The following is a 24528-nucleotide window of genomic DNA, read 5'->3' on the forward strand; positions in this document are numbered from 1 at the left end:
GTGGACATGCCCTCCCCTGGCCGCAGCCAGTGGACCTGCCCTCACGTCGCTGCGGTGGCGTTCGCAGGTGACCCGGTGCCGCCCGTGATGTTCAGCGGTTTGATGCTGACGAAGGCGTCCCAGGTTCCGGTCTTCTTCATGTGTCGGCTGAGGGGTCCCAGCTTCCAGAGTTCGCCGAGCGGCATGCCGAGTTTGGCCAAGAGCTGTTGGTGCATCATGCCGTGGTCGTTGGGCGCCGATAACAGAAAGGGGCTTTCGGGAATGACGGGCAGGCATTCGAGGGCGAAGTTGTCGGCGGCAATCAGCGCGAGGCGGTGGTCCCAGGCCCAGGCGACGAATTCCTGTGATTGGGCGATGCCGGTGGCGCGGCGGCTCTCCCGGGTCTGTTGCTTGTCCGCCATGGTCAGGGCCAGGAACCATTCACACCATCCGGTGTGAAGCATGAGGATGTCGCCCGGCTGGATGGTGAGGGATTGGGCCTGGATGGCTGCCTGGATCAGGTCAAGCCCGAGGGGCTCACCTGCTGTGTGGTCAATGGGAGTGCCTTCGCCGGTGCGGTAGCCGTCGAGGTCGACGAGCACTCCCCTGCCGACGATGGGTTTGTCAGCCCATTCCTGGATGCCGAGGTCCGGGGTGCCTTCCGTAATCCGGTCATCGCGGGTGCCGTTGTAGAAGCCGATGTCGTCTGCCCGGCGGTGCCGGAGCCCGTCGACCTGCGTGGATCCCTGGAGGTAATACCCGTCCAGGTAGTCGTCCCGGTGGGCCGGGTGGGAGGAGTAGATGGTGTGACGAGGGGCGCTGCGCTTGAGTGACATTCCGGGATCGAAGGCATCGGCCGGGTAGTCCAGGCCGAAGACCACGCCGGTCCTGATGCAGTTCCTGGCCTCCAGGGTGGTGTCCTGCGTGATGAAGGACGGCGTTCCGCGGTCAGGTTGGGGAAACAGCCCCCACGACGTCCCGGATAGCGCGCCCTCCCGTTCGAGAAGTTCGGCGAAGGACGGGTAGGTTCCGGATTCCCTGGTGTCGGTCATCGCGTCGCTGCCTTCTGGGGAGTCTGTTCTTTGTTTTCGTAGCGCTTGTAGTTGAGGAAGAACCCGGCGATCGCACAGATCGATGCCGCAAGGCACATCGGGGGCTTGACGGATTCGTTGAAGAATACGAGCCATTCGCTCTGGCCGGCGGCAAGGGCGATGGCCTGGCCCGTCACGAACAGGACTCCGCCGGCGAGGAGGGCGGCGAGGCTCACGATGAAGATGACTTCGATGGCTCGTCTGATCTTGTGCATGTCGCGGTTCCTTTAGATCGGCAGGATGCCGAGGATGATGAGCACGCCGATGCCCAGCAGGGGCAGGGCGTAGTGGGTGAGCAGTCGGGCGAAGGTTTTGATCGGGTCCACGTCCGCGATGCCGCAGGCGACATACAGGGGCGCGCCTCCGGGGGGAACGGCGGCTTCGCAGGATGAGAAGACGAGCACGGCGACGGCGGCGGTGGTCGCCGGAACACCGGCGCTAACGAGTGTGGCGACACCGACGGTTCCGACGGCGGCCATGGTGGCCGTGGCGGAGAGGGGCGCGGCGACGGCGATGACGATCAGCCCGATGAGGATGGCGAGGAGCCACAGGGGCAGGTTCATCCGGTTGAGCAGTGCCGTCATTTGCTGGGGCAGGCCGGTGGCGGCGAGGGCGTTGGCGCCGGCGAAGGCGAAGACGACAGTGATGCCGACGATCCCGAACCTCGGGGCGGACTCCTGCAGCAGGGTCCACCAGCCCCGGCCGCTGCGTGGGAGGTTTTTTCGGCCGAGGACGGCGCCGGTGATGATCAGGACCACCGGGATCCAGACGATGATGCTCAGGGACTTGGTGATGTCTCCGCCGGTCCAGTCCGACAGTGCGGTGGCGATGAAGCCGGAGGTGATGATCAGTGGGATGGCCACCACGACGAACAAAAGCAGCGTGGCCCAGCCGCGGCCGAACGCCGCCCGGACCGGCAACCGGTGCGCGGCATCCAAGGGTGTCATCCCGCTCTTGCGGATCAGCAGCCAGGTGACGATCAGCCGGTGCAGGAAGCACCACAGCCCGCCGATGAACAGCGGAAGCACGAGTTCATTGACGTTGAGCAGGGGCCCGACTGTGGCGGAGCCGACCAGGACGAACATCGAAGCGCTGAACGGGAAAGTGATGCCCATTCCGGCGTTTCCCGCGACGAGGGTCGCGGCCGCGGGCTTGTCGAGCCGGGACTTTTCCATCCACGGGATGGTCACGGAACCCACGGTCGCGGCGATCGCCGCCTGGTTGTGGACCACCCCGCCGAGGCCTGCCGACGCCACGGTGGACACCCAGGCGGGGCCTCCCTTGGTACCGCCGATCAGTGAGTTCAACAGGTCGATGAGCCGGTCCAGCACTCCGGTCTTGTCCAGCAGGTACCCCATGAAGACGAACGCCATGGTGGCGTAGACGATTTCATCAGTCACCGCCGTGTAAAGGGAGGACCAGCCGATCTGCGCCGCTGTGACCCCCGTGAAAGGCAGGACGACCAGGAATCCGAGGATCATGGCCTCTCCAACGCTGCGCTTGAGAAGGGTCGTCCACAGCAGGATGACGGCCAGATAGGCTGCCAGGGCCCAGATGCCGATCATGCTGCTGCTCCTGACGGGGTAGTGCTGGTTTGCGGATGGTTCATCATTGATTCCTGTAAACGATTCTGCCTGAGGTCGGGGTCAGCGCAAGGCCGGCGCCGCCTGTGCTGATTTCTCGGCGATGCGCGTAAGTGCCGCAGCGGAGGCTGTGGTCATTTCGGCGGGGACTCCGAGGTCGGTGAGGTAGCCGGCAGTGTCCTGCATCTCCTTGGAACGGCGCAGGGCGTGCTTGGCTGTGCCGGTGAGGAACCTGTCGATGACTGCCTGGCCGTCCCCCGCCAGCTGCCTGGCGATCTGACTCCGGATCCAATCTTCCAGTCCCGCGGCCCGTCCCGCCGTGACGGCTTCGACCACCACGGAGGCCAGGCCTTTCATCAAGACGCTGCGGAGCAGTTTGTGGGCCATCGCGGCCCCGGGCTCGCCGTCGGCGATTTCGACCTCGGCACCAAGCGGCGCCAGGAGATCGGCAACGGCCCGGGACCCCGGGCCACTGACCATCAGCGGGGTCTTCTCGCCCAGCGCGGCTACGGGCCCGAGGATGGCGACGTCAACGAAGAGTGCCGGACTGGGCAACTGCCCAAGTTCCCGCATGACGTGCGGTGAGGACGAGGTGAAGTCGGCATAGCAGCTGCCCTCCGGCAAAACGGGCAGGCATTCCTGGGCCACACTGCGGGCTGCGGCCGCTCCGGTGAGGACCAGGACAACGTCTGCGCCAAGGCACGCCTCGGCCGCGGTTGCTGCCCTGGTGACGCCGGCCGGGGTGGATGGTGCGACGGGATCAAATCCTGTGACGCTGTGGCCTGCCGCAATGAGTGCAGTCGCGTAGGTGGCTCCGGCTTCGCCGAGGCCGATGATGGTGCACGCGGTCATAGTTTTCTGTCTTTCTTGCTTTAGTGTCGGTCGGCGATGATGGCGGCCCGGCGGGTGGTTTCGTCGTCGAAGACTGCTTCGGCGCTGGTCAGTGCCGTGTAGCCGATCTGTCCGCCGGCGCCTGGCTTGTTGATGACCTCGACGTTGGTGCCGAGTTCCTTCTCCAGGATCGGCTGAACGAGGCGGGCTGCGGTGTCCACGGCTCCGCCGGAGGAGAAGGCAACAATCAGGTCGATGGACTTGCCCTTCTTGGGGAAGTCCTCCCCTGAGGTGTTGGAGGCGCTGGCGTTGGCGCCGCAGCCGGTGAGGGCGATAAGTGCTGCTGCTGCGAAGGCTGCGGTGATTTTATTGCGTGACAAGGGTCTTCTCCTTTGAAGAAATGCGTTGGTGGCTGGTGGGTGTTTGGACGGTGTATTAGGAGGGTCAGGCTTCGGGATCCTCGGTGAGGGCCTTGGGTTTGCGGAACTTGAGCAGCGGGCTGCAGATGATCAGCACGCCGGCGCCGATCAGGACGGCGGAGATGGGGCGGCTGGTGAAGACGCTGAAGTCGCCTTGGGAGATTTCCAGGGATTCGCGTAGTGAGCGTTCCATCAGGGGGCCGAGCACCAGGGTGAGGACCATCGGTGCCAGCGGGATGTCCAGGTTCCTCAGGGCCAGGCCGAGTAGGCCGAAGCCGATCATCACGAACACGTCGAAGACGCTGAAGTTGATGGTGTAGGCGCCGATGACCATGAAGAGCAGGATCAGTGCGGTCAGGATGGGCGTGGGGACGCGCAGGATGGAGGTCCAGAGGCCGACCAGGGGGACGTTGAGGAGCAGCAGCAGCACGTTGCCGATGAAAAGGCTGGCGATGATGGCCCAGGCGATCTCGGAGTGGTCGGTGAACAGCGCGGGCCCAGGGGTCAGGCCCTGTTGCAGGAACGCGCCCATCAGCACGGCGATGGTCGGGGATGCGGGGATGCCGAGGGTGAAGAGCGGGATCAGGGCGGCATTGGCGTGGGCGTTGTTGGCGGTTTCGGGACCGGCGACGCCTTCGACTGCGCCCTTGCCGAGTTGGTGGCGGAAGCGGGAGAACTTCTTTTCCGCGGCATAGGACAGCAGGGACGAGACTGATCCGGTCATGCCGGGAATAAGGCCGAGTCCGAAGCCGACGCCGGTGCCCCGGGCCATGGCGGGGGCGCTGCGGCGCCATTCCGTCCGGGTGGGGAGCAGCGAGCGGAGTCCGGGGGCATGAACCAACGGAGTCTCCGCGTTCTTGCGGTGGGACAGGATTTCGGAGAGCCCGAAGACGCCGACAATGACGGCCACGAAACTAACGCCGTCCAGGAGCCGCTCCATCCCGAAGGTGAAGCGCGGGGCACCCGCAACGGGGTCGATGCCGACCATGGAGATCAGCAGGCCTAGGGCTCCGGAGATGATGGCCTTGACCATGGATTTGCCAGCCAGGGCGACCAGCAGGGAGATGCCGACGACCATGAGGGCGAAGAACTCCGGCGGACCGACGAGCAGGCCCAGTTCGCCCAGGGGCTTAGCAGCAGCGACCAGTCCGATGGTGGCGATGGTTCCGCCGACGAAGGAACCTACTGCGGCCAGGGTCAGCGCCGCACCGGCCCTGCCGAGCTTGGTCATCGCGTAACCGTCGATGGTGGTGATCGCCGACGACGCCTCACCCGGAGTGTTCAAAAGGACACTGGTGATGGTTCCGCCGTACTGGGTGCCGTAGAAAATGGCGCACAGCATGATGATCGAACCGGTGGGGTCCAGGTTCAAAGTGAGCGGGATGAGCAGGGCTACACCGGCCACCGGGCCAACTCCGGGAAGGACCCCAATGATGGTGCCCAGCAGGCAGCCCAGGAAGGCGAAGATCAGATTTTGCCAGGTCATGGCGGCTGCGAAGCCGCCGAGCAGTTCGTTAAGTGTGTCCACGTCTATAGTCCGATCAGGTTCAGCGGAGCGAATGCCGAGACGGGGAGTGCGACGTTCAGCCCGTAGTTGAAGGCATAGAACGCACCGACGCTTCCGGCAAGGGCGATGATCAGGGAGGACACCCAGGTCCGGCGGCCCCGCAGTTTCAGGTGATAGAGCAGGAACAGGAACATGCTCAGCTGAAAGCCCAGCAAATCCATGACGGACGCCACAAGCACAAGGCTGACCACGACCGCGATCACCAGACCCCTGTCGATCCCCTCGGCCCTCTCGCTCGGCCGGCGCAGCTCCTGGACCAGCCAGAGCGCTGACATCGCGACCAGCACCCCTCCCATGGCGAACGGGAACAGGCCGGGGCCTGGCCCCAACGACGTCCAGAGGCCGAGGCCGACCGAACTGACCAGAACATAGACGCCGACGGCGGTGAACGTGCCGATGCCCGCAAGCACCGACGGAGCGACGCGGATGGCGCGCTCGGGTTTAGTCAGTAGTGACTCCGTTGTCATCGTTTTCCTTCTTACGTTTCGCGACATTCTATTTCATAGAATGAAAGAACATTTCGTCTGAAGAAATAGTGACAGGAGACACAAACGCTGTCAAGCGCAGTGCAGTTACATAGAATGAAACAATGACAGTGACTTCGACACATTCGGCCGGCTCCGCTGAAGAGGGCGGCCCCAAGGCCGGGAACATGCGCTCCCTGTCCAGGTCTATGGAAGTTTTCGCCGAACTCCAACGTGCGGAGCGGCCCCAGCGCCTCAGTGACCTGGCCAGGACCTGCGGCATGAGCCTGCCGACGACGCTGCGGATCCTGCGGGTCCTTCAGGATTTCGGCATGGTCAGCCAGACGGACAAGTCCTACCGGATCGGCCCCGCGGTCCTGCCCGCGGCCCGGAGCTACCTGGAGAACGACCCCCTCGTGGTTGCCGCGCGGCCGATCCTCCAACAGGTGGCCTCCCAGACGGGACTCACGGCATCGCTGTACACCAGGCTGGGCTTTGAAAGGATCCTCGTCGCACGTGTCGACGGCGACTCGCCCCTCCGCTATGACCTGCCGCTGGGTAAGCGGCTCCCCCTCACCGTCGGAGCGGCCGGGAAGATCCTGCTGGCCACCGTTTCCGATGCGGAACTCGGGCAAGTGGTAGCCGCGGCCGTCGCATCCGGCCATGAGGAGAGTACATTTACTGCCGACGAGCTCCGCGCACGCCTGCCTGAGCCCGGCGTCGATTACGCGTATTCGGCCGATGAGCGTGCCACCGGCGTGCTGTCGGTCGCCGTCGCTGTGCCGAACGGAACCCGACGCCCCAGTGAGTCCATGGCACTAACCAGCCCCGTTGAGTCAGCCACCGAAGCCGGCCTCGAGGCCGGCGTTCCTGAACTCCGGCGCGCCGCCGGCCGACTCTCAGAACTCTTGGAAGGGTCCGTCTACTAGGCACGGCCTCACCGCCGCCACGCCACCACGTGCCCGCTCCCCGTGCCCAAGAATGGGCATGTCCTTCCCCGAGGCCACGCCGGGGCATGCCCGCACCGGGTACAGGGACATGCCCTCCCCTGCCCGCAGCCAGTGGACATCTGGCCTATATGTCCATCCTGCGCCGCGAAGAATGGGCATGTCCCCCTCCCGGGGTCAGGTCAGGCGCGCGTACCCCAGCAGCGCGGCCGTGCCCATGCCGCCTGCGATGCTGATCATCGCCAGGGAAAGTTGCCCCGGCTCCGGGGACCTGCGGGCCTGGGCCAGCAGCCGGGTGACCAGTACCGCGCCCGAGGCTCCATAGGCGTGACCGAGGGCCAGGGCGCCGCCGTCGAGGTTGGCCTGGTCCGGGTCGATTCCCAACTGGTCAAAGCACGCGAGCGTCTGGGCCGCGAAGGCCTCGTTGAATTCCACCAGGCCCACGTCCGCAGCACTCAGTCCGTGCGCCGCCAGGAGCCGTTCGGTCGCAGCGGCCGCTCCGATGCCCAGCAGCTGCGGCGCCACCCCGGCAGTGTCGGTTCCCAGGACCAACAGCCCGTCGGCGGCGCCCAGCTGCCGGGCCCGCTCCATGGACGTGACAACGACGGCGGCGGCACCGTCGGCGTCGAAACAGGAGTTACCGGCCGTGACCGTGCCGCCGCTGGCAAATACAGGCGGGAAACGGGCCATCAGGGCCGGGCCAAGACTCGGCCGCGGACCGTCGTCGGCTGCCGCGGACTCGCCGGAGCCGGCGGCGAGGGGCACGATTTCGGCGTCGAACCTCCCGGCGGCGGCGGCTGCCAGGGCACGACGGTGGCTGCGGAGCGCGAAGGCGTCCTGGCGTTGCCGGCTGATGCCGAAGCGGGCGGCGACGTTTTCGGCCGCCACCCCCATGTCGGGGTCGCCGAAGCTCAGCGGCGCGAACTGGGCCCGGCTGTAGAAGTCCGGGCTGCCGTCGTCGTTGCGGTGGGCACGGAGCGGAGCCGTGCTGATGCTCTCCACGCCGCCCGCGAGGTACAGGCCGCCGCCGCCCGCCGCGACCAGCCGGGAGGCCAGGACGATCGCGTCCAGACCGGAGCCGCATTGCCGGTCCACGGTGACGCCGGGGACGGTGACCGGCAGGCCCGCCTCCAGCGCGGCGAGCCGGGCCACGTTCCCGCCGCCGCCCACGGCGTTGCCGATCACGACGTCGGTCACGGCCTCTGCGGTTGCGCCGGCGCCGGCATCGGCGAGCAGGCCGCGGAGCACCGGAGCCAGGAGTTCGTGGGCGCGGAGCTTCTTCAGGGCCCCGTTGGCGCGGCACAGCGGCGTCCGGCGCGCGGCGATGATCACCGGCTGCCTGTCCTCAGGCAGCAGCCCCGGGAACGACAGCCCGGGAACAGACCGCCCGGGGAACGACGTTCCGCGGGTCGGCTGCCCGGGTGCTGCCGGCCCGCTGCCCGCGCGCGGCTCAGCCAAGACGCCGGATCCTGGGATCGTTCCGGGCCACCCAGTCCAGCAGCAGCTGCCGGCTGATTTTGCCGCGGTCCGTCAGGGGCAGCTCCGTGAGCACGAAGTACTCCAGGGGGCGCTTGTTCCGGGCCAGCACATCGTCGATCCCGGACCGCAGCTGGGTGGCGGTGACCGCCCCGTGCGAGGGCACGACGCCGGCCACGACGCGCTGGCCGCGAAGATCGTCAAGCATGCCGGCCGCCACGGCCGCCGCAACGCCCGGGACGGAGGCCAGCGCCATCTCGACCTCATGCGGGTAGACGTTGGTGCCGGCGGTGATGATCATGTCGGAGCGGCGGCCCAGCATGTGCAGGGTCCCGTCGGAGAGGTAGCCCTGGTCCCCCACGGTGTACCAGCCGTCGAAACAGCGCAGCGCCTGACCGTCGTCACCCCACAGGTAGCCGTTGCTGACCATGCCGCTGCGGACGCAGATGTTGCCGTCGCTGCCGTCCGGGAGTTCGGCGCCGTCGTCGCCGAGGATGCGGATTTCGACGCCGGGAAAGGGCTTCCCGATGCCGGTCCCGCCCGGCTCGACGGGCTCGCCCGGGCGCAACCCGGCGCCCGAGACGAAGCTGAGCTCGGAGGCGCCGTAGTACTCGAAAATGGTCGCGTTGGGGGCCCAGCGCCGGGCCGCCTCCAGCGTCCGGGCGTCCAGCTTGGAACCGGCGCAGATGATGCTGCGGATGCCGGAGGCATCGACACCGCCGGTAAGGCCCCGCTCGCTGAGCAGCCGGAGCATGGTGGGCACCAGGACCAGGCGGGTGATGCCGTCGTGGCTGACGGCCGCGTGGGCGGCGCCGACGTCGAAGTGATCCAGGCTGTGGAACTCGGCGCCGGCATACAGGCATTCGGCGAGGGCGTAGAGGTTCAGGCTTGCCGCGAGCGGCCCGGGAGCCAGGGACTTGTCGTCCTGCGTCAGTGCGAAGAATTCGATGGAGGCCTCGAAGGATTCCTGCCAGGACCGCCGCGAGCGGGTGAACGCCTTGGGCACCGAGGTCGTGCCGGACGTCAGGCCGACCAGGAACGAGGTCTCCGGCGGCCCGTCGACCAGGAACGGGTCCGGCCCGGGAACTGCACGCGCCGGACCCGTTTCCGACCCGGCGATGCGGGCGGTGATGCCGTCCTGGAGTTGCTGGGGCCAGGCCGGGTCCAACACGGCGCACTGCCGCTCACCAGCCACGGCCGCGGCGAACGCTATGGCGAAGTGGGTTGAATTTTGTTCGGACAGCACAGTGATGGCCGGCGCCGAAGGCACCAGGGCCGCCGCTTTGTCCCGCAGGGCCGACCAGCTGAGGTGCTCTCCGGACACGACGACGGCTGTCTCGTCGGGACGGTCATCGGCCCAGCGCTGGAGTCTGTCGAGAAAAGGCATCGAACCAACTTTAGCGTTGCCGGGCGCCGCTGCTGCGTGTGCGGGATATTGTGACTCCATGAGCTTTAACGACAACGCCCCGCTGGACCCGTCACAAGTCCAGGACCGTCGCGGGATGGGCCGCGGCCCGATGATCGGCGGCGGGATCGGCGGTGGCATCATCCTGCTGCTGGCAGCCCTCTTTGGCATCAACCCCCAGCTTCTCGAGGGTCTGGCCGGCACCGTCCAGGAGCCCCAGTCGCAGAGCCAGGGCTCTGCCCCCGCCTGCCAGACCGGCGCCGACGCCGACGCCCGCCTCGACTGCAGGATCACCGGCACGGTCAACAGCCTGAACGCCTTCTGGCCGGCCTATCTGTCGCAGTACAACACCAAGTACCCGCGGCCGAAGGCCGTGATCTTCACCGGCGGAACCAACACCGGCTGCGGCGCCGCCACCTCGGACGTGGGGCCGTTCTACTGCCCCGTGGACACCACGGCGTACTTCGATCCAGGCTTCTTCCAGGAGCTGGTGGACCGGTTTGGCTCCTCAGGCGGTCCCCTGGCGCAGGAATATGTGGTGGCCCACGAATTCGGCCACCACGTCCAGAACCTGCTTGGCGACCTCGACCGGGCGCAACAGGATCCGCAGGGCCCCGGCTCCGGGGGTGTCCGGGTTGAGCTCCAGGCCGACTGCTACGCAGGGCTGTGGGCCCACTATGCAACGACGCAGGCGGATCCCAAGACCGGCCAGCCCTATCTCGACCCCTTCACTGACCAGGACGTGAAGGACGCCCTGTCGGCGGCCTCCGCCGTCGGTGATGACCGCATCCAGAAGGCCGCCACGGGCCGCGTCTCACCGGAGGCATGGACCCATGGCTCAAGTGCCCAGCGGCAGAAGTGGTTCTACCAGGGGTACACCACTGGGGACATCAACAAGTGCGACACGTTCGCGGTGGCAACGCCTTAGCCCCACCCCCTAGTCCCAGCCCCCTGGCCCCAACCCTTCGGCCCAACTCTCGGGCCTAAACCCGAGGCCTCACCCGCGCGGCCGGCGCCGGATCGGGACCTCGACGTAGCTGAGGAATCCGGCGTGGCCCAGGTGCCGGTGCTTTGCGTGCCACACGGGCCGGTATTGGTGCCCGAAGGGGTCGGTCACCAGTACCGATTCCAGCCGGTCGTTTCCGGCCAGGAGGCGGTCGACGTCGGCCAGCGCATTGCGCCGCGTCGCCAGACCGTCGATGTCCAGGCTCCAAAGCCCCAGCTCAGCATCGGTTCCGCGTTCCAGCTGCAGCGTCTCGAACAGTCCGGCCACGAGCCCGGCGAGCCCGACGGGGTCAACCCGTTGCAGCCGAAGGGACTCGGGATGCACGTCACCCGCCTCGGCGAGGGCCTGGCGCAGCCAGTGGAACTCCACCGATCCCAGGGGCGGTCCCATGCGCAGGTGGCGGTTCTCGTCCAGCTCCAGCCGGTAGGTAGTGGCGCTGCGGTCCATGATGCACGGAGCTTCGCCGACATATTCGAAGTCGGCCAGCAGGGCTTCCCGGGACCGGTAGTAGGAGAACTCGCCGCTGTCCTCGACAACCACGAAGTCCTTGCCCGCATCGGAGGGCCGCGGCGGTGGCGTGGCATCCATTCCCGTGTGCCTCCTGTTCGACGGCGTGCCCGGCCCGAAGCGTGTGGACCCGTTGTCTTTATCAGACCACCGCCGGGACGATATGGGAACGGCGGCGGGAACGCCGGAACGAAAAGACGACGGCGGCCCCGCCTCAATGAGGTGGGGCCGCCGTCGGCGTAATTAGGGAGGCGGTGGGGACCTAGATGTTGAAGCCCAGGGCTCGCATCTGGTCGCGGCCGTCCTCGGTGATCCGTTCCGGACCCCATGGCGGCATCCACACCCAGTTGAGCCGCCAGTCGTCGACGATCCCGTCCAGGGCCTTGCCGACCTGCTCCTCGATCACGTCGGTGAGCGGGCAGGCGGCGGTGGTGAGGGTCATGTCGATCAGCAGGGCGCCGTCGTCGTCCGAGTACTTCAGACCGTACAGCAGGCCCAGATCAACGATGTTCACCCCGAGTTCCGGGTCGATCACATCCTTGAGCGCCTCTTCGACATCCTCGAGGCCCGTGCGGGCCACATTGAGTTCGGTCATTGCGGAGTCCTAACTACGCCTGGGCTGCAGCCGAGGCGGCAGCGATGGTGGCCGCCCCTGCGCCGGTGGCGTAGCGGTCGTAGCCTTCGTCTTCGAGGCGGTCGGCGAGCTCCGGGCCGCCCTCTTCCACAACCTGGCCATCGACGAACACGTGCACGAAGTCCGGCTTGATGTAGCGCAGGATCCGGGTGTAGTGCGTGATGAGCAGGGTGCCCATGTTGCCTTCGCCGTGGGCGCGGTTGACGCCCTCGGAGACAACCTTGAGCGCGTCGACGTCCAGGCCGGAGTCGGTCTCGTCGAGGATGGCGAACTTCGGCTTGAAGAGCTCGAGCTGGAGGATCTCGACGCGCTTCTTCTCGCCGCCGGAGAAGCCTTCGTTGACGTTGCGCTGGGTGAAGTCGGCGTCGATGCGCAGCTGCGCCATGGCGGCCTTGACGTCCTTGGTCCACGTGCGCAGCTTGGGGGCTTCGCCGTCGATCGCGGTCTTGGCGGTGCGCAGGAAGTTGGTCATGCTCACGCCCGGGACCTCGACGGGGTACTGCATGGCGAGGAACAGGCCGGCGCGGGCGCGCTCGTCGACGCTCATGGCGAGGACGTCTTCACCGTCGAGGGTGATCGTGCCGGAGGTGACGTTGTAGCGCGGGTGCCCGGCGATGGTGGACGCCAGCGTGGACTTGCCGGAGCCGTTGGGGCCCATGATGGCGTGCGTCTCGCCGGTCCTGATGGTCAGGCTGACGCCCTTCAGGATTTCCTTGGTGCCCTGCTCGGTGTCAATGCTGACGTGCAGGTCCTTGATCTCAAGAGTCGACATGTGTCTTGTTCTCCTCTGCACCGTGCCCTCGGCACTGTGCGTTTTCTTGGCGATAAGTTTTCTTGTGCGGGTTGCCGGCTGCAGGCAGCTAGCTGAAGTTGGGAGCCTCGGCGCCGTTCAGGACGTTGGTGAAGTCCACGTAGACCTCGTCATCCAGGACGGTCACGGCAAACACGGGAACGGGATCATAGGCCGGCAGCTGGAGCGGCTCGCCGCTGCGCAGGTCGAACTGGGAGCCGTGGCCCCAGCACTCGATCTTGCAGCCTTCGACTTCTCCTTCGGAGAGCGAAATGTCCGCGTGCGAGCAGGTGTCGCCGATGGCGTGGATCTCCCCCATCGAGTCCTTCACGATCGCTACCGGGTAGTCGTCGATCAGGATCCGCAGCGCCTGCTTGAGTTGGATCTCGCTGGCGTTGCAGACTAGCTCGCCCTTTGGCTGTTCAGTCATTGATGTCGTCCGTGTTCTCTGGTGCTGCGCACTAGTGGTTGGTCGCCGCGAGTTCGCGCTCGACGGCTTCCGTGAGGCGCTCTTCGATGGCCGGAACGTTGATCTTCTGGATGATCTCGTTCAGGAACCCGCGGACCACCAGGCGGCGGGCCACCTCTTCCGGGATGCCACGGGCCATCAGGTAGAACAGGTGCTGATCATCGAATCGTCCGGTGGCGCTGGCGTGGCCGGCGCCGGCGATCAGGCCGGTCTCAATCTCAAGGTTCGGCACGGAATCGGCGCGGGCACCGTCGGTCAGGACCAGGTTGCGGTTGGCCTCGTAGGTGTCGGTGCCTTCTGCTTCCTTGCGGATCAGAACGTCACCGACCCACACGGTGTGCGCGTTGCGGCCCTGCAGGGCGCCCTTGTACAGGACGTTGGACTTGCAGTTGGCCACGGCGTGGTCTACGAACAGGCGCTGCTCGAGGTGCTGGCCGGCGTCGGCGAAGTACAGGCCGAACAGTTCCACTTCGGCGCCCGGGGCGGTGAAGCGTGCCGAAGGCGTGACCCGCACAAGGTCGCCGCCGAGGCTGACCACAATGTGCTTGAACTTCGCGTCGCGGCCGAGCTTCGCCTGCTGGGAGGAGGCGTGGACGGCGTCGTCGTTCCATTCCTGGAGCGAGATGACGGTCAGCTGCGCGCCGTCCTCAACGAGGATTTCGATGTTTTCCGAGACGACGGCGGTGCCCTGGTGGTCCAGGACGACGACGGACTTGGAGAACTTTTCCGCGACGATCACGACGTGCTGCGCGGAAGCTTCGGTGCCCTGGCCGGTCAGCAGCACGCTGACCTCGCCCTCCACCTCGACCTCGGACGGGACCGTGATGACGGTGGCCTCGGCGAAGTTCTCCCAGGCGTTCGCGGAGACGCGGTCCTCGGGGATGGCGGCGGAGCCGATCCGGCGGTCGTCACGGCCGACGGTCTCGACCCTGACGCTGTCCGGAGCGGTGACGCTCACGGCCGGCGCCGCACCGGTGAGGACCTCGGTGTGCAGGCCGCGGAGGCGCTTGAGCGGGGTGAAGCGCCAGTCCTCCTCCATGCCGGTCAGCGGTTTGAAGTCCGCCAGCTTGTAGGAGGTCAGGCGGCCGGCGCGTGAGCTGTCCGGTACGCCGACGCCGCCGCCGTGCGAGTGGCGCTTGACGGCTTCGCCGGCCAGCGGCGCCTTGGACTCCGCGGCGTTCAGCGGTGAGAGGCTTTCGCCTTCCTCGGTGAAGCCGTTGATGAACGGCTGGGCTGAGGGCGCGCCGATGCGGGCCTTTTCAGTAGTGATGTCAGTCATTAACCGACCGATCCTTCCATCTGCAGTTCAATCAGTCGGTTCAGCTCGAGGGCGTATTCCATCGGCAGTTCGCGGGCAATCGGCTCGATGAAGCCGCGGACGATCATCGCCATGGCCTCGTCTTCGCGCATGCCGCGGGACATCAGGTAGAACAGCTGCTCTTCGCTGACCCGCGAGACCGTGGCCTCGTGGCCCATCGTGACGTCGTCCTCGCGGATGTCGATGTACGGGTAGGTATCCGACCGGCTGATGGTGTCCACCAGTAGGGCGTCGCAGCGGACCGTGTTGGCCGAGTGCTTGGCGCCTTCGCGGACCTGGACCAGGCCGCGGTAGGCAGCACGGCCGCCGCCGCGGGCCACGGACTTGGAGATGATCGAGCTCTTGGTGTTGGGCGCGATGTGGACCATCTTGGAGCCGGTGTCCTGGTGCTGGCCTTCGCCGGCGAACGCGATGGACAGGGTCTCGCCCTTGGCGCCTTCGCCCACGAGGTAGACGGCCGGGTACTTCATGGTGACCTTGGAGCCGATGTTGCCATCGATCCACTCCATGGTGGCGCCCTCTTCGCAGATGGCGCGCTTGGTCACCAGGTTGTACACGTTCGTGGACCAGTTCTGGATGGTCGTGTAGCGGACGCGGGCGCCCTTCTTCACGATGATTTCCACGACGGCGGAATGCAGCGAGTCCGAGGTGTAGATCGGCGCGGTGCAGCCTTCGATGTAGTGGACGTAGGAGTCCTCGTCGGCGATGATCAGCGTGCGCTCGAACTGGCCCATGTTTTCCGTGTTGATGCGGAAGTAGGCCTGCAGCGGGATGTCCACGTGGACGCCCTTGGGCACGTACACGAAGGAACCGCCGGACCAGACGGCCGTGTTCAGCGACGCGAACTTGTTATCGCCCACCGGGATGATGGTGCCGAAGTACTCCTGGAAGATCTCCGGGTGTTCGCGCAGCGCGGTGTCGGTGTCCAGGAAGATGACGCCCTGGGCTTCCAGGTCCTCGCGGATCTGATGGTAGACCACTTCAGACTCGTACTGGGCGGCGACGCCGGAGACGAGGCGGCTGCGCTCGGCTTCCGGGATGCCCAGCTTCTCGTAGGTGTTCCGGATGTCCTCGGGCAGGTCCTCCCAGGTGGCGGCCTGCTTCTCGGTGGAGCGCACGAAGTACTTGATGTTGTCGAAGTCGATGCCGGACAGGTCCGCGCCCCAGGTGGGCATGGGCTTGCGGTCGAAGTACTTCAGGCCCTTGAGCCGGAGGTCGAGCATCCATTCCGGCTCGTTCTTCTTGGCCGAAATATCGCGAACAACGTCCTCATTGATACCGCGGCGGGCGTTGGCCCCGACGTCGTTCTTGTCGGCCCAGCCGTACTCATAGGTGCCAATTCCGTGGAGCTCGGGATTCTTTTCCAGAATCTCCGAAATCACAGTAGAGTCAGCAACCTTCTTCTCTGATAGTTGGTCCGTCATCACGGCCTTTCTTGGAGATGGTTGGATACTTCGTCCGGGTTGACCGGTGCAGCGGGACTGGGAGTCCCGACGGCGGCCGGACGGCCCGTAGGTATGTGGGTGGTGCAGACGTGCCCGCCGCGCGCCAGGGTGGACAGCCGGCGCACATCGACGCCGACCAGCCGGGAGAACACCTCAGTCTCCACGTCGCAGAACACGGGGAACTGGGCAGCCAGGTGCTGGATGGGGCAGTGCCCCTGGCAGAGCTGGACGCTGGAGAGCGCCGCCGGGAGCGGGGCCTTGGCTTCGATCGACTGCGCCGAGGCGACGAACCCGTCGCGGCTCAGCGCCGCGGAGAGAGCCTGGGCGCGGGCCGTGATGTCCGGTCCGGCCTGCTCGATCTCCGGTGCGTAGCGGCGCTCCATGTCGGCGAACCGCTCGACGGCGAACTGCCGCACGGCCTCGGGGCCGGCCGCCTCGCCGAGCCGGCGCAGCGCCACGGAGGCGATGTCGAGGTAGTCGTTGCCCAGGTTCGACTGGCCCTGGGAGCTCAGGACGTAGCGGCGGGCGGGCCGTCCGGCGCCGGCACCGGCGCGGGCAACCCGCTTGACCTCAATCACTCCGGTGCGCGCGAGGTGGTCCAGGTGGCGGCGCACGGCGGCCGGAGTGAAGCCCAGGAGGTCGCCGAGTTCGGCCGCGCTGATGGGTCCGTGCTCCAGCACCGCGTTCAGGACGCGGTCACGCGTGCGCTCTTCGGCGTCGTGCGTGTGGGTGCCGGCAGCCGCGGGAACGGCGTCCGGAACGGCCGCCACGTGTACCCGGGCAGGCCGGACGCGCGCGGCGCCGCGCCCGGACGGGACTGCGGACGTAGCGGCTCCGGACACAGGGCCTCCGGACACAGCTGCTCCAGACACAGCGGCTCCGGACACAAGGGGGCTCATGGAATACACAACACAATCATGTCGTAATTTAGTCCGGCATTCCAGTAAGGCATGGCTTGCCTGCGGGACGCCCCCTCCGGGGAGCCGACGTACTACATCGCGTAGAATGCTGTGGTGCGATCTCCCGAATCCCCCGTTCTGACCATCAGCGGGCTTGTCAAGGATGTTGGTCCACTGCCCACCCTCGACGGCAAGATGCTGCGCGTGGTCAGCGGCCTTTCCCTCATCGCCGAACGCGGCCAAGTCACGGCCCTGCTCGGCGCCAATGGCGCGGGCAAGACCACCACCATCGAATGCGCCCAGGGGCTGCAAAAGCGCACCGCCGGCGCCATCAGCCTACTCGGCCACGATCCGGATTCGGCCGGCGCGGGCCTCCGCGCCCGGGTGGGCGTGATGCTGCAGGACGGCGGCCTGCCGCCGTCGGCCCGGCCCATCCCCCTGCTGCGGCACATCGCCGGCATGTACCAGGACCCGTGGCCGGTGGATGAACTCATCGGCCGCCTGGGCATCGACTCCTTCAGCCGCACCAACGTGCGGCGCCTGTCCGGCGGGCAGAAACAGCGCCTCGCCCTGGCCGCGGCGCTGGTCGGCAATCCGGAGGTCCTGTTCCTCGACGAGCCCAGCGCGGGCCTCGACCCGCAGTCCCGCCAAATGGTCTTCGATCTCATCTCCGAACTGCGGAACAGCGGCATGGGCATCATCCTGACGACGCACCTGATGGACGACGCCCAGCGGCTGGCGGACTACGTCTACATCATCGACGCCGGCCGCAACGTCGCCGAGGGCACCGTCGCCCAGCTCCTGCGCCACCAGCTCCCGGCGGGCGACGCGTCGCAGCACATACGCACCTTGTTGTTCGAAACCGAACCAGGCCTGGACTTCGCCGGCGTGCTGCCCGACGGCGTCGACGTCACCGAGGCGCGGGCCGGCAGTTACGCCGTGACCGGAGCCCTGACCCCCGCCGACCTCGCCGCGATCACCGCGTGGTGGGCCCAGCGCGGAATCATGCCCAGCTCCCTGAGCCTTGAAGCGCGCAGCCTCGAGGACGTCTTCCTGGACATCTCCGGAAGGGAGATCCGATGAACCGCGTAACAGGTGGTGCCCCGCTGGAGAGCGCACGCCGTGCCGGCGCGCCCCCCGCCGCGCATGGCAGCGCGCCCGCTTCCCTGCTGCGCCGCATCCTGCTGCAGGGGCAGTACGAAACAGTCACCATGCTCAGGAACGGCGAGCAGCTGATCCTCGCGATCGTGCTGCCGCTGCTGGCCATGGTCGGGCTGACCGTGACGCCGCTGCTGGACGGGCTCGGTTCGAGCCGCATCAATGTCGCCGTCCCCGGCATCCTGGCCCTGTGCGCCATGTCCACGGCCTTCACCGGGCAGGGCATCTCCACCGGCTTCGACCGCCGCTACGGCGTCCTGCGCTTTCTTTCCACGACACCCCTGGGCCGCACCGGCCTGATTGCGGGGAAGGTCCTGGCCGTCCTGGCGGTGCTGTTCCTGCAGGTGCTCATCGTGACCGCGGTGGCCGTGCTGCTGGGCTGGCAGCCCAATCCCGCGGGCTGGCTGCCCGGGCTGGCCATCCTGATCCTCGGCGCCGCCGCCTTCACGGCACTCGGGCTGCTGGTCGCCGGGACGGTCCGGCCGGAGGCGACCCTGGCCATCACCAACCTGCTCTGGATCCTGCTCGGCGCGCTGGGCGGAATCGTGATTCCGGCCGAACGGCTCCCGGCGCTGGCCCAGGCTGTGGTGCATTTCCTCCCCTCCGGCGCGCTGGGCCAGGCGCTGAGGGATGCTTTCCTGTACGGCAGCGTCAATGGTGCCGCCATTCTTGTCCTGCTGCTCTGGACGGCGATCGCCGGCGGCGCAGCAACCCGTTGGTTTAAGTGGAATTGAGAAAACTGTGAGCACGGCGTCACGAACTCCCCGGATTGTCTCCGGAATCACCTCCCGGCTGCCAGTCCGCGTCGATAAGACGATCAGGCGGCTGGCCGTGCTGTCCCTCATTGGCCAGATCGTCCTGGTGGTGACCGGCGGTGCCGTCCGCCTGACGGCCTCGGGCCTTGGCTGCCCCACGTGGCCGCGCTGCACGGAGGGATCCCTGACGACCACCCCGGAAATGGGGATGCACGGAATCATCGAATTCGGCAACCGGCTCCTGACGTTTGCGCTGGCGGCCGTCGCCGTGATGATGCTGGTCTATCTGTGGAACCTCCGCAAGGAGCGCCGCGACCTCTTCCTGCTGGCCCTCGGCCTGCTCGCCAGCATCCCGGCCCAGGCCGTCATCGGCGGCATCACGGTGCTGACCCAGCTGAACCCATGGGTCGTGGGCCTGCACTTCCTCGTGTCCATGGCCCTCGTGGTCCTGGCGACGCTTCTGGTGAACCGGGCGTACGGCCGCACGGGCAAGGCCCGGACCGTGCAGCTTCCCGCCCTGCCGGGCGTTGCCCGCCCGGTGATGACCGCCGTCGCGGTCCTCTCCGCCGTCGCGGTCTGCCTCGGTGTGGTGGTGACCGGCGCCGGTCCGCATGCCGGGGACGCGAACGCCCCGCGCAACGACCTCGACTGGGACCTGTTCGCGCACATCCACGCCGTGCCCGCCTACCTGGTGACCGCCGGCGCGCTGTTCGCGCTGGTCCTTGTGGTCCGCGGGCGGATTCGGGGGCCGTTCCGCTCCGCGGTGTTCATGCTCCTGGGCGTCACGGTGCTGCAGGCCGCAATCGGCTTCACGCAGTACTACAACGGCATCCCGGCGCTGCTCGTCGGCGCTCACATGCTGGCGGCGGCACTGCTGATGAGCGCGGCGACCAACGCCGCGGACCTCGCCCGCTACAGCCCGGTGGACTAACCGGTGGACTAATCAGCCGCAGCACCCCTGAACAGAGCATCGCGGGGTCACTTACCGCCCTTCCGGCACGTCCGGACGGGCCGTAAGTGGCCCCGCGTTTGCTGTCTGTTGCTGTCTGGGCCCTCGAACGGGCGCTGCGGCAACAATGACCAGTAGCGCATTCACCTCCCGGGGGCTGGCCTTGACGGGATTTCCGGGTGGACTATGGGATGGCATGGATATGGATCGTCGCGGCCGTGGGCTTTCCTCGTTCGTTCCCGTGACGCTGACCGGAAGGCCTTCTCTGATGCAAGCGACAGAACCGACCGTGCCTCCTTCACCCTCAGCCCGCCAACGCGCGGCGAGCCTCAAAGAACGTGTATACATCATCTTCACGAGCCTGGCCGTGGTGTTGGCGCTTCGGAGTCACGCGGACGAGACCACGCCGCTGGCAGCGGCGGCGACGCTCAGCATCGTGGTGATCGGCTCCCTGCTGGGGATTTTCGTCGCCGACCTCCTGAGCCACCTGACTGTTCATTCGAAGCTTCCCACCGGTGAGGAGCTGCACCACATGATCGCGGTCAGCGCGGGCGGCCTCGGCGTCCTGGTCACCCCGCTGCTCCTCCTCACGGCAGCCGGCCTCGGTCTGTGGTCGACGGCCGTTGCCCTCGGGTGGGCAGTCGCTGTTCTGGTTGTTTCGCTCGGCATCGTCGGGTTCCTCGCGATCCGCCGCCTCGAGATCCCGCTCCGTCACAAGGCCGCCATCATGTTCGCCGAAGTCGTGTTGAGCCTGCTGGTAATCGGGCTGGAGCTGGTGGCCCACAATCTCTAAAGAAGCCTAGAGGCGTCGCCCCTCGACGCCCGGTTACCGGCCGGTCACTTGTCCAAACAGGAAAGATTTCGGAATACTGGAAGGTGTGGCCCCTTTTCGGGCCCGCCCTACAACCAACCGCAGAGCCGGGCAACTGCAGAGCCGGGCAGCCGCAGAACCGGCGTCAGGTTTCGTCCAGCCAAGGCGGGAATACTTGGATAGGGCGCAGGACTGGCGCCGCAATCGCATCCATGGATAGACGGACGGCGCGGTTTTGCCTTGATGCAGCTGGAATCGGAACCGGCCAGACAGAGGCACCGGAGGTTATGTGGCGTTACTAGTCGGCGAAAGGCCCGCACAGACGGTCCAACATACTGCAAAGCGCCCGCGGCAGGACGGCCTGGACGTTCTTCGCGGTGCCGCCGTGGGCGCCGTCCTGCTCGGTCATTCCTGGCCCGGCATATTCCAGGGCGCCGGCATCGTGGGTGTCATTGCCTTCTTCGTGTTGAGCGGTTACCTGATCACCAACGTGCTGGTCGGCGATATCGAACGGCACCGTAAGATTCGTTACAGGCGGTTCTATGCGCACAGGGCCTTTAGGCTGGTGCCGGCACTGGTTTCTCTCCTGGGCGTCTACGCGATCGTCGAATTGGCCACCGACGTCCTCGGTGACCGGTCCAAGGGAATCGTGGGCTACACCGTCCTCGCCGGTCTTGGCTACCTCAAAGACCTCCCCCTGCCGTTCGACGTCAGCATGGCGATCGGACCGCTCTGGACGCTGGCGGTGGAAGAACAGTTCTACCTGATCTGGCCCGCGCTGCTGGTGCTCGCCCTGCGGCGCAACCGCCAGGGAAAGCTGATTGGCTGGTCCGCCGCCGTCGCGCTGTTCCTCATGTCGGCCAGTGTGCTGGCAATGGTGACCCTGGCCCCGCAACTTCACTCCTTGGTCTACGCGCTGCCGACCACGTGGGGCCTGGGCCTGATCATCGGTTCGGCCTTGCGGTTGTACAGGGTCCATGTGTTCAACTGGTTCAGCGGCCGCTGGCTCAGGCGCGCGGCCCTGCTCGGTTCCGTCGCCGTCCTGGCCGCGCTGATCTACTTCCCGAAGGCCAACGAAACGCCGGCCTTCATGTTCATTGGCGGCCCGCTGGCCATGGCCGCCGCGGCCGTCCTGGTCGCACTGGCCGCCTCCCGAACCGCGGCGATGCCGAAGTGGACGCGCCCGGCGCAGCTGCTGGGCACTGTCTCCTACGCAGCGTACCTCTGGAACTACGCCGTCATTCTCTGGCTCAACGGCGGCTCCACGGCCGATCTGCCGCCGCTCATCGCGGTGTCGGCCATTGCGGTGACCCTGCTCATTGCGGTCATCAGCTGGCACACTGTCGAACGGCTCGGGCGGATCGCGCGGGCCCGCTTCGACCAGCACTATTCGGCCCGCTACCCTCCGGACCGGCAGCAGGCCGGCAGCGCCGCGTCCCGGCACGGTTAGTCGGCACTGTTCAGTCGGCACTGTTCAGGCGGCACCCCTCAGTCGGCAGTCGGCGCTATTCAGTCGCTGCCAGGGTCGTTCTCCAGCGTGCAGGCATCGGTGTTCGCCCCGCAGACGATCACCGCGACGCGTTCCCCGTCGGCGGGTGTGTACGCCCCTGAAGTGAGCGCCGCGAACGCAGCCGCAGCCCCGTATTCGGCGGGGATCCGGTAATCGCCCCACAACTGTGACCGGGCCGCGATGATGGCGGCGTCGTCCACCAGCACAGAGGTCGGCGGGACGCGTGAGGCGATGCTGAAGGCGATCCCACCCACGCGCCTGGCCCCGAGGGAGTCCGCGGCGACGCCCGAAACGGCCACATCGACCGGGCGGCCGGCGTCGAGGGCCGCGTGCAGCGTGGGGATGGTGAAGGGCTCGACCGCGACGACGCTGGCCCGGCCCTCGGCAGCTGCCGCCACGCCCGCATAGAGTCCGCCGCCGCCGACGGCGACGACGATCGTGTCGATGCCGGGCTCGTCCTCGAGGATTTCCTCGGCCAGGGTGCCCGCGCCTGCCGCAATTTCCAGCTGGTCGTACGCATGGCAGAACAGGGCGCCGGTATCTTCCACGTAGTGCATTGCTGCCGCGAAAGCCTCTGCGTACTCGGCGCCGGCCTGCCGGACCGTGGCGTTGTACGCGAGGAGACGCTCGACCTTTACCCGCGGGGCGTTCTCCGGGACGAACACCGTCGCCGGCACACCGAGGACCGCGGCGGCGTACGCGTTCGCCAAACCCGCGTTGCCGCCCGACGCCGCCACCACACCGACGGCCGGGTCAAGCTCCCCGCGCTCCCGGGCGGCGAGCTGGCGGTTGAAGGCGCCGCGTGCCTTGAAGACGCCCGTGTGCTGCAGGAACTCACATTTGAACCAGAGCGGGGCGGCAGCGGTACCCCCGCGGAGCAACGGCGTGCGCCGCACGTGGCCACTGATGCGGTTCTGTGCCTGAAGTACATCGCTGCGGTTGATCACGGGCTCCCCCTGGGGTTGTGTCGCCTGGCCGGTTCGTAAGGATACCCCGGGACCGAAAAGGACCGTCCCCCTGATACAGCTGACGCTCCCCCACCACTGGTGAGGGAGCGTCAGGCAGATGAACGGGGGATCAGCCGCCCATGATGGCCGAGCCGACGAACGGGTCGACGGCCAGGGCAATGAAGAGCAGGGTCAGGTAGCTGATGGAGCCGTGGAAGACCTTCATGGCTCCCTTGTTGGATACGTCGCCGGCCTGGGCGCGGTTGTACAGGGCGTGCGACTCGTACAGGAACCAGGCACCGGCGCCGACGGCGGTCACCGTGTAGACCCAGCCGGCACCACCGGCCGGGATCATCAGCAGCGAACACGCCACCATGGCCCAGGCGTAGAGGACCACCTGCACCGAAACCACCTTCGCCCCGGCGATGGCGCCCAGCATCGGCACGTTGGCGTTGCGGTAGTCCTCGCCGTAGCGCATCGACAGCGGCCAGTAGTGCGGCGGGGTCCAGAGGAAAATCACCATGAACAGTACGACGGCGGGCCACTCGACGGTGTTGGTGACGGCGGCCCAGGCGATCAGGACCGGGAAGCACCCGGCGGCGCCGCCCCAGACAATGTTCTGGGCCGTGCGCCGCTTCAAGATCATGGTGTAGATGACCACGTAGAAGACGATGGCGCCGAGTCCGAGCCACGCGGCGAGCGGGTTGGCCCCGAACCAGAGGATGGCGATCGCCGCCGCGCCCAGCAGCCAGGAGAAGATGAGGGCTTCGCGGGGTGTGACCTCACCGGTGACCAGGGGCCGGTTCTCCGTGCGGTGCATGAGCTTGTCGATGTCGCGGTCGATGTAACAGTTGAAGGCGCCTGCGGAACCTGCCGCGAACGCGCCGCCCACCAGCGTCGCCAGGATCAGGCCGATCGACGGGAAGCCGCGTTCGGCATAGATCATGGTGGGGAGCGTGCTGACGAGCAGAAGCTCGATCACGCGGGGTTTCGTGAGCGCCAGGTAGGCCTTGGCTTTGCGGCCGAAGCCCATTCTTCCCGAGGCCGGGGAGGCGTTCAGCGGCGTATTAGTTGTGCTCACGGTGGCAGTCACTCTGTTCTGTCTGGCTGTGCAGTTCTGTCTGGCTGGGCAGCCCCGGGTGGATTTCGCAACGCACTGTGCTGCAGACCGGGCTCCGCGCTCGGCGCACACCCGTGTCCTTGCCCCAGTCGAAGGCCACCACCCATCATACCGTGGAGCTCCGGGCCGGAGGGCCGCCGAATGCCGCGCCATGATTCCGGCGCGTTAACGCCGGCTCACCGGCCCCGCGGCGGACGGTGATTCATATAAGCGAAATCAGGTCCAATTGGTGAGATATACGCTGACCACAAAGTGGAATGGGACTAGGCTGTCATTAGATCAGCGCACACGGGCACGCATTTAGGCACTTGCCGGAACACGCGGCTCTGCATCTGCGTCTGAATGATAGATCAACGTTTCGATGGTGAACGGCTGGTACGAACCGCAGCGGGCACCGAACTGTGCCCGGGCGGGAAAAGAGCGTACCGCCGGCCGTCAGCACAGAGAG

24 protein-coding genes and 1 pseudogene are annotated in these 24528 nt (G+C 67.0%); 7 read left to right on the forward strand and 18 right to left on the reverse strand.

From position 1 onward, the window contains the following. Positions 1 to 41 precede the first annotated feature (41 nt). The 7 genes and pseudogenes from AC1DGD_RS03580 to AC1DGD_RS03610 all read right to left on the reverse strand — a co-directional run bounded on the left by AC1DGD_RS03580 (position 42) and on the right by AC1DGD_RS03610 (position 5937). A complete protein-coding gene (locus AC1DGD_RS03580) occupies positions 42 to 1031 on the reverse strand; it encodes a cyclase family protein (protein WP_476855917.1) in 990 nt (329 codons plus the stop codon). After that, a complete protein-coding gene (locus AC1DGD_RS03585; RefSeq protein ID WP_476855918.1) occupies positions 1028 to 1285 on the reverse strand; it encodes a hypothetical protein in 258 nt (85 codons plus the stop codon). The genes AC1DGD_RS03580 and AC1DGD_RS03585 overlap by 4 nt, the downstream gene beginning before the upstream one ends. 12 nt (positions 1286 to 1297) lie before the next feature. Continuing rightward, on the reverse strand, positions 1298 to 2635 hold the full coding sequence (locus AC1DGD_RS03590) for a TRAP transporter large permease subunit (protein WP_476855919.1): 1338 nt from the start codon (positions 2633 to 2635) through the stop codon (positions 1298 to 1300). An 81-nt stretch (positions 2636 to 2716) separates the two neighbouring features. Next, on the reverse strand, positions 2717 to 3505 hold the full coding sequence (locus AC1DGD_RS03595; RefSeq protein WP_476855920.1) for an NAD(P)-dependent oxidoreductase: 789 nt from the start codon (positions 3503 to 3505) through the stop codon (positions 2717 to 2719). A gap of 77 nt (positions 3506 to 3582) precedes the next feature. Then, positions 3583 to 3864, reverse strand: a pseudogene (locus AC1DGD_RS03600) (tripartite tricarboxylate transporter substrate binding protein); the annotation flags it as partial. A gap of 64 nt (positions 3865 to 3928) precedes the next feature. Beyond that, a complete protein-coding gene (locus tag AC1DGD_RS03605) occupies positions 3929 to 5431 on the reverse strand; it encodes a tripartite tricarboxylate transporter permease (RefSeq protein ID WP_476855921.1) in 1503 nt (500 codons plus the stop codon). Positions 5432 to 5433: 2 nt separating this feature from the next. After that, entirely contained in the window at positions 5434 to 5937 is a 504-nt protein-coding gene (locus tag AC1DGD_RS03610) for a tripartite tricarboxylate transporter TctB family protein (RefSeq protein WP_476855922.1), read from the reverse strand. A 122-nt stretch (positions 5938 to 6059) separates the two neighbouring features. Here AC1DGD_RS03610 and AC1DGD_RS03615 point away from each other — a divergent pair, with 122 nt between their 5' ends. Next, a complete protein-coding gene (locus tag AC1DGD_RS03615; RefSeq protein WP_476855923.1) occupies positions 6060 to 6863 on the forward strand; it encodes an IclR family transcriptional regulator in 804 nt (267 codons plus the stop codon). A gap of 195 nt (positions 6864 to 7058) precedes the next feature. On the opposite strand, the gene AC1DGD_RS03620 is transcribed toward AC1DGD_RS03615, so the two are convergent. Both AC1DGD_RS03620 and AC1DGD_RS03625 read right to left on the reverse strand, forming a co-directional pair. Then, positions 7059 to 8213, reverse strand: a complete 1155-nt coding sequence (locus tag AC1DGD_RS03620) for a thiolase family protein (protein ID WP_476856039.1) — start codon at positions 8211 to 8213, stop codon at positions 7059 to 7061. A gap of 118 nt (positions 8214 to 8331) precedes the next feature. Beyond that, positions 8332 to 9744, reverse strand: a complete 1413-nt coding sequence (locus AC1DGD_RS03625; RefSeq protein WP_476855924.1) for a class I adenylate-forming enzyme family protein — start codon at positions 9742 to 9744, stop codon at positions 8332 to 8334. A 58-nt stretch (positions 9745 to 9802) separates the two neighbouring features. Between AC1DGD_RS03625 and ypfJ the strand changes: the two genes are divergently transcribed. Continuing rightward, a complete protein-coding gene (gene ypfJ, locus AC1DGD_RS03630) occupies positions 9803 to 10690 on the forward strand; it encodes a KPN_02809 family neutral zinc metallopeptidase (protein ID WP_476849629.1) in 888 nt (295 codons plus the stop codon). 69 nt (positions 10691 to 10759) lie between these two features. On the opposite strand, the gene AC1DGD_RS03635 is transcribed toward ypfJ, so the two are convergent. The 7 genes from AC1DGD_RS03635 to AC1DGD_RS03665 form a co-directional block, all read right to left on the reverse strand. Then, positions 10760 to 11356, reverse strand: coding sequence for a hypothetical protein (locus AC1DGD_RS03635; RefSeq protein WP_476855925.1), 597 nt, complete (start codon positions 11354 to 11356; stop codon positions 10760 to 10762). 181 nt (positions 11357 to 11537) lie between these two features. Continuing rightward, a complete protein-coding gene (locus AC1DGD_RS03640; protein WP_018772973.1) occupies positions 11538 to 11870 on the reverse strand; it encodes a metal-sulfur cluster assembly factor in 333 nt (110 codons plus the stop codon). 13 nt (positions 11871 to 11883) lie between these two features. Then, positions 11884 to 12681, reverse strand: coding sequence for a Fe-S cluster assembly ATPase SufC (sufC, locus tag AC1DGD_RS03645; protein WP_026537381.1), 798 nt, complete (start codon positions 12679 to 12681; stop codon positions 11884 to 11886). Positions 12682 to 12769: 88 nt separating this feature from the next. Next, a complete protein-coding gene (locus AC1DGD_RS03650) occupies positions 12770 to 13129 on the reverse strand; it encodes a non-heme iron oxygenase ferredoxin subunit (protein WP_223917407.1) in 360 nt (119 codons plus the stop codon). Positions 13130 to 13160: 31 nt separating this feature from the next. Beyond that, on the reverse strand, positions 13161 to 14447 hold the full coding sequence (sufD, locus tag AC1DGD_RS03655; RefSeq protein WP_476855926.1) for a Fe-S cluster assembly protein SufD: 1287 nt from the start codon (positions 14445 to 14447) through the stop codon (positions 13161 to 13163). Then, positions 14447 to 15910 carry a Fe-S cluster assembly protein SufB gene (gene sufB / locus AC1DGD_RS03660; protein ID WP_223917411.1) on the reverse strand — a complete coding sequence of 488 codons (1464 nt, stop codon included), beginning with the start codon at positions 15908 to 15910 and terminating at the stop codon, positions 14447 to 14449. The genes sufD and sufB overlap by 1 nt, the downstream gene beginning before the upstream one ends. Beyond that, positions 15910 to 16773 carry a helix-turn-helix transcriptional regulator gene (locus tag AC1DGD_RS03665; protein ID WP_476855927.1) on the reverse strand — a complete coding sequence of 288 codons (864 nt, stop codon included), beginning with the start codon at positions 16771 to 16773 and terminating at the stop codon, positions 15910 to 15912. The genes sufB and AC1DGD_RS03665 overlap by 1 nt, the downstream gene beginning before the upstream one ends. Positions 16774 to 16944: 171 nt before the next feature. Between AC1DGD_RS03665 and AC1DGD_RS03670 the strand changes: the two genes are divergently transcribed. The 5 genes from AC1DGD_RS03670 to AC1DGD_RS03690 all read left to right on the forward strand — a co-directional run bounded on the left by AC1DGD_RS03670 (position 16945) and on the right by AC1DGD_RS03690 (position 21953). Beyond that, positions 16945 to 17913, forward strand: coding sequence for an ABC transporter ATP-binding protein (locus AC1DGD_RS03670; RefSeq protein ID WP_028275511.1), 969 nt, complete (start codon positions 16945 to 16947; stop codon positions 17911 to 17913). Further along, entirely contained in the window at positions 17910 to 18722 is an 813-nt protein-coding gene (locus tag AC1DGD_RS03675) for an ABC transporter permease (RefSeq protein WP_476855928.1), read from the forward strand. The genes AC1DGD_RS03670 and AC1DGD_RS03675 overlap by 4 nt, the downstream gene beginning before the upstream one ends. A gap of 7 nt (positions 18723 to 18729) precedes the next feature. Next, complete coding sequence (locus AC1DGD_RS03680; RefSeq protein ID WP_476855929.1) at positions 18730 to 19674, forward strand: COX15/CtaA family protein; 945 nt, start codon at positions 18730 to 18732, stop codon at positions 19672 to 19674. A 307-nt stretch (positions 19675 to 19981) separates the two neighbouring features. Then, entirely contained in the window at positions 19982 to 20485 is a 504-nt protein-coding gene (locus AC1DGD_RS03685) for a hypothetical protein (protein ID WP_476855930.1), read from the forward strand. A 307-nt stretch (positions 20486 to 20792) separates the two neighbouring features. Next, positions 20793 to 21953, forward strand: coding sequence for an acyltransferase family protein (locus tag AC1DGD_RS03690; RefSeq protein ID WP_476855931.1), 1161 nt, complete (start codon positions 20793 to 20795; stop codon positions 21951 to 21953). A gap of 59 nt (positions 21954 to 22012) precedes the next feature. Here the strand turns inward: AC1DGD_RS03690 and AC1DGD_RS03695 are convergent, their stop codons facing one another. Beyond that, positions 22013 to 22960, reverse strand: coding sequence for a threonine/serine dehydratase (locus tag AC1DGD_RS03695; RefSeq protein WP_476855932.1), 948 nt, complete (start codon positions 22958 to 22960; stop codon positions 22013 to 22015). Between the two features lie 130 nt (positions 22961 to 23090). After that, a complete protein-coding gene (locus AC1DGD_RS03700; protein WP_026266346.1) occupies positions 23091 to 24053 on the reverse strand; it encodes a heme o synthase in 963 nt (320 codons plus the stop codon). Positions 24054 to 24528: the final 475 nt, after the last annotated feature.

It is taken from the genome of Arthrobacter sp. 05T45 (assembly GCF_056395875.1).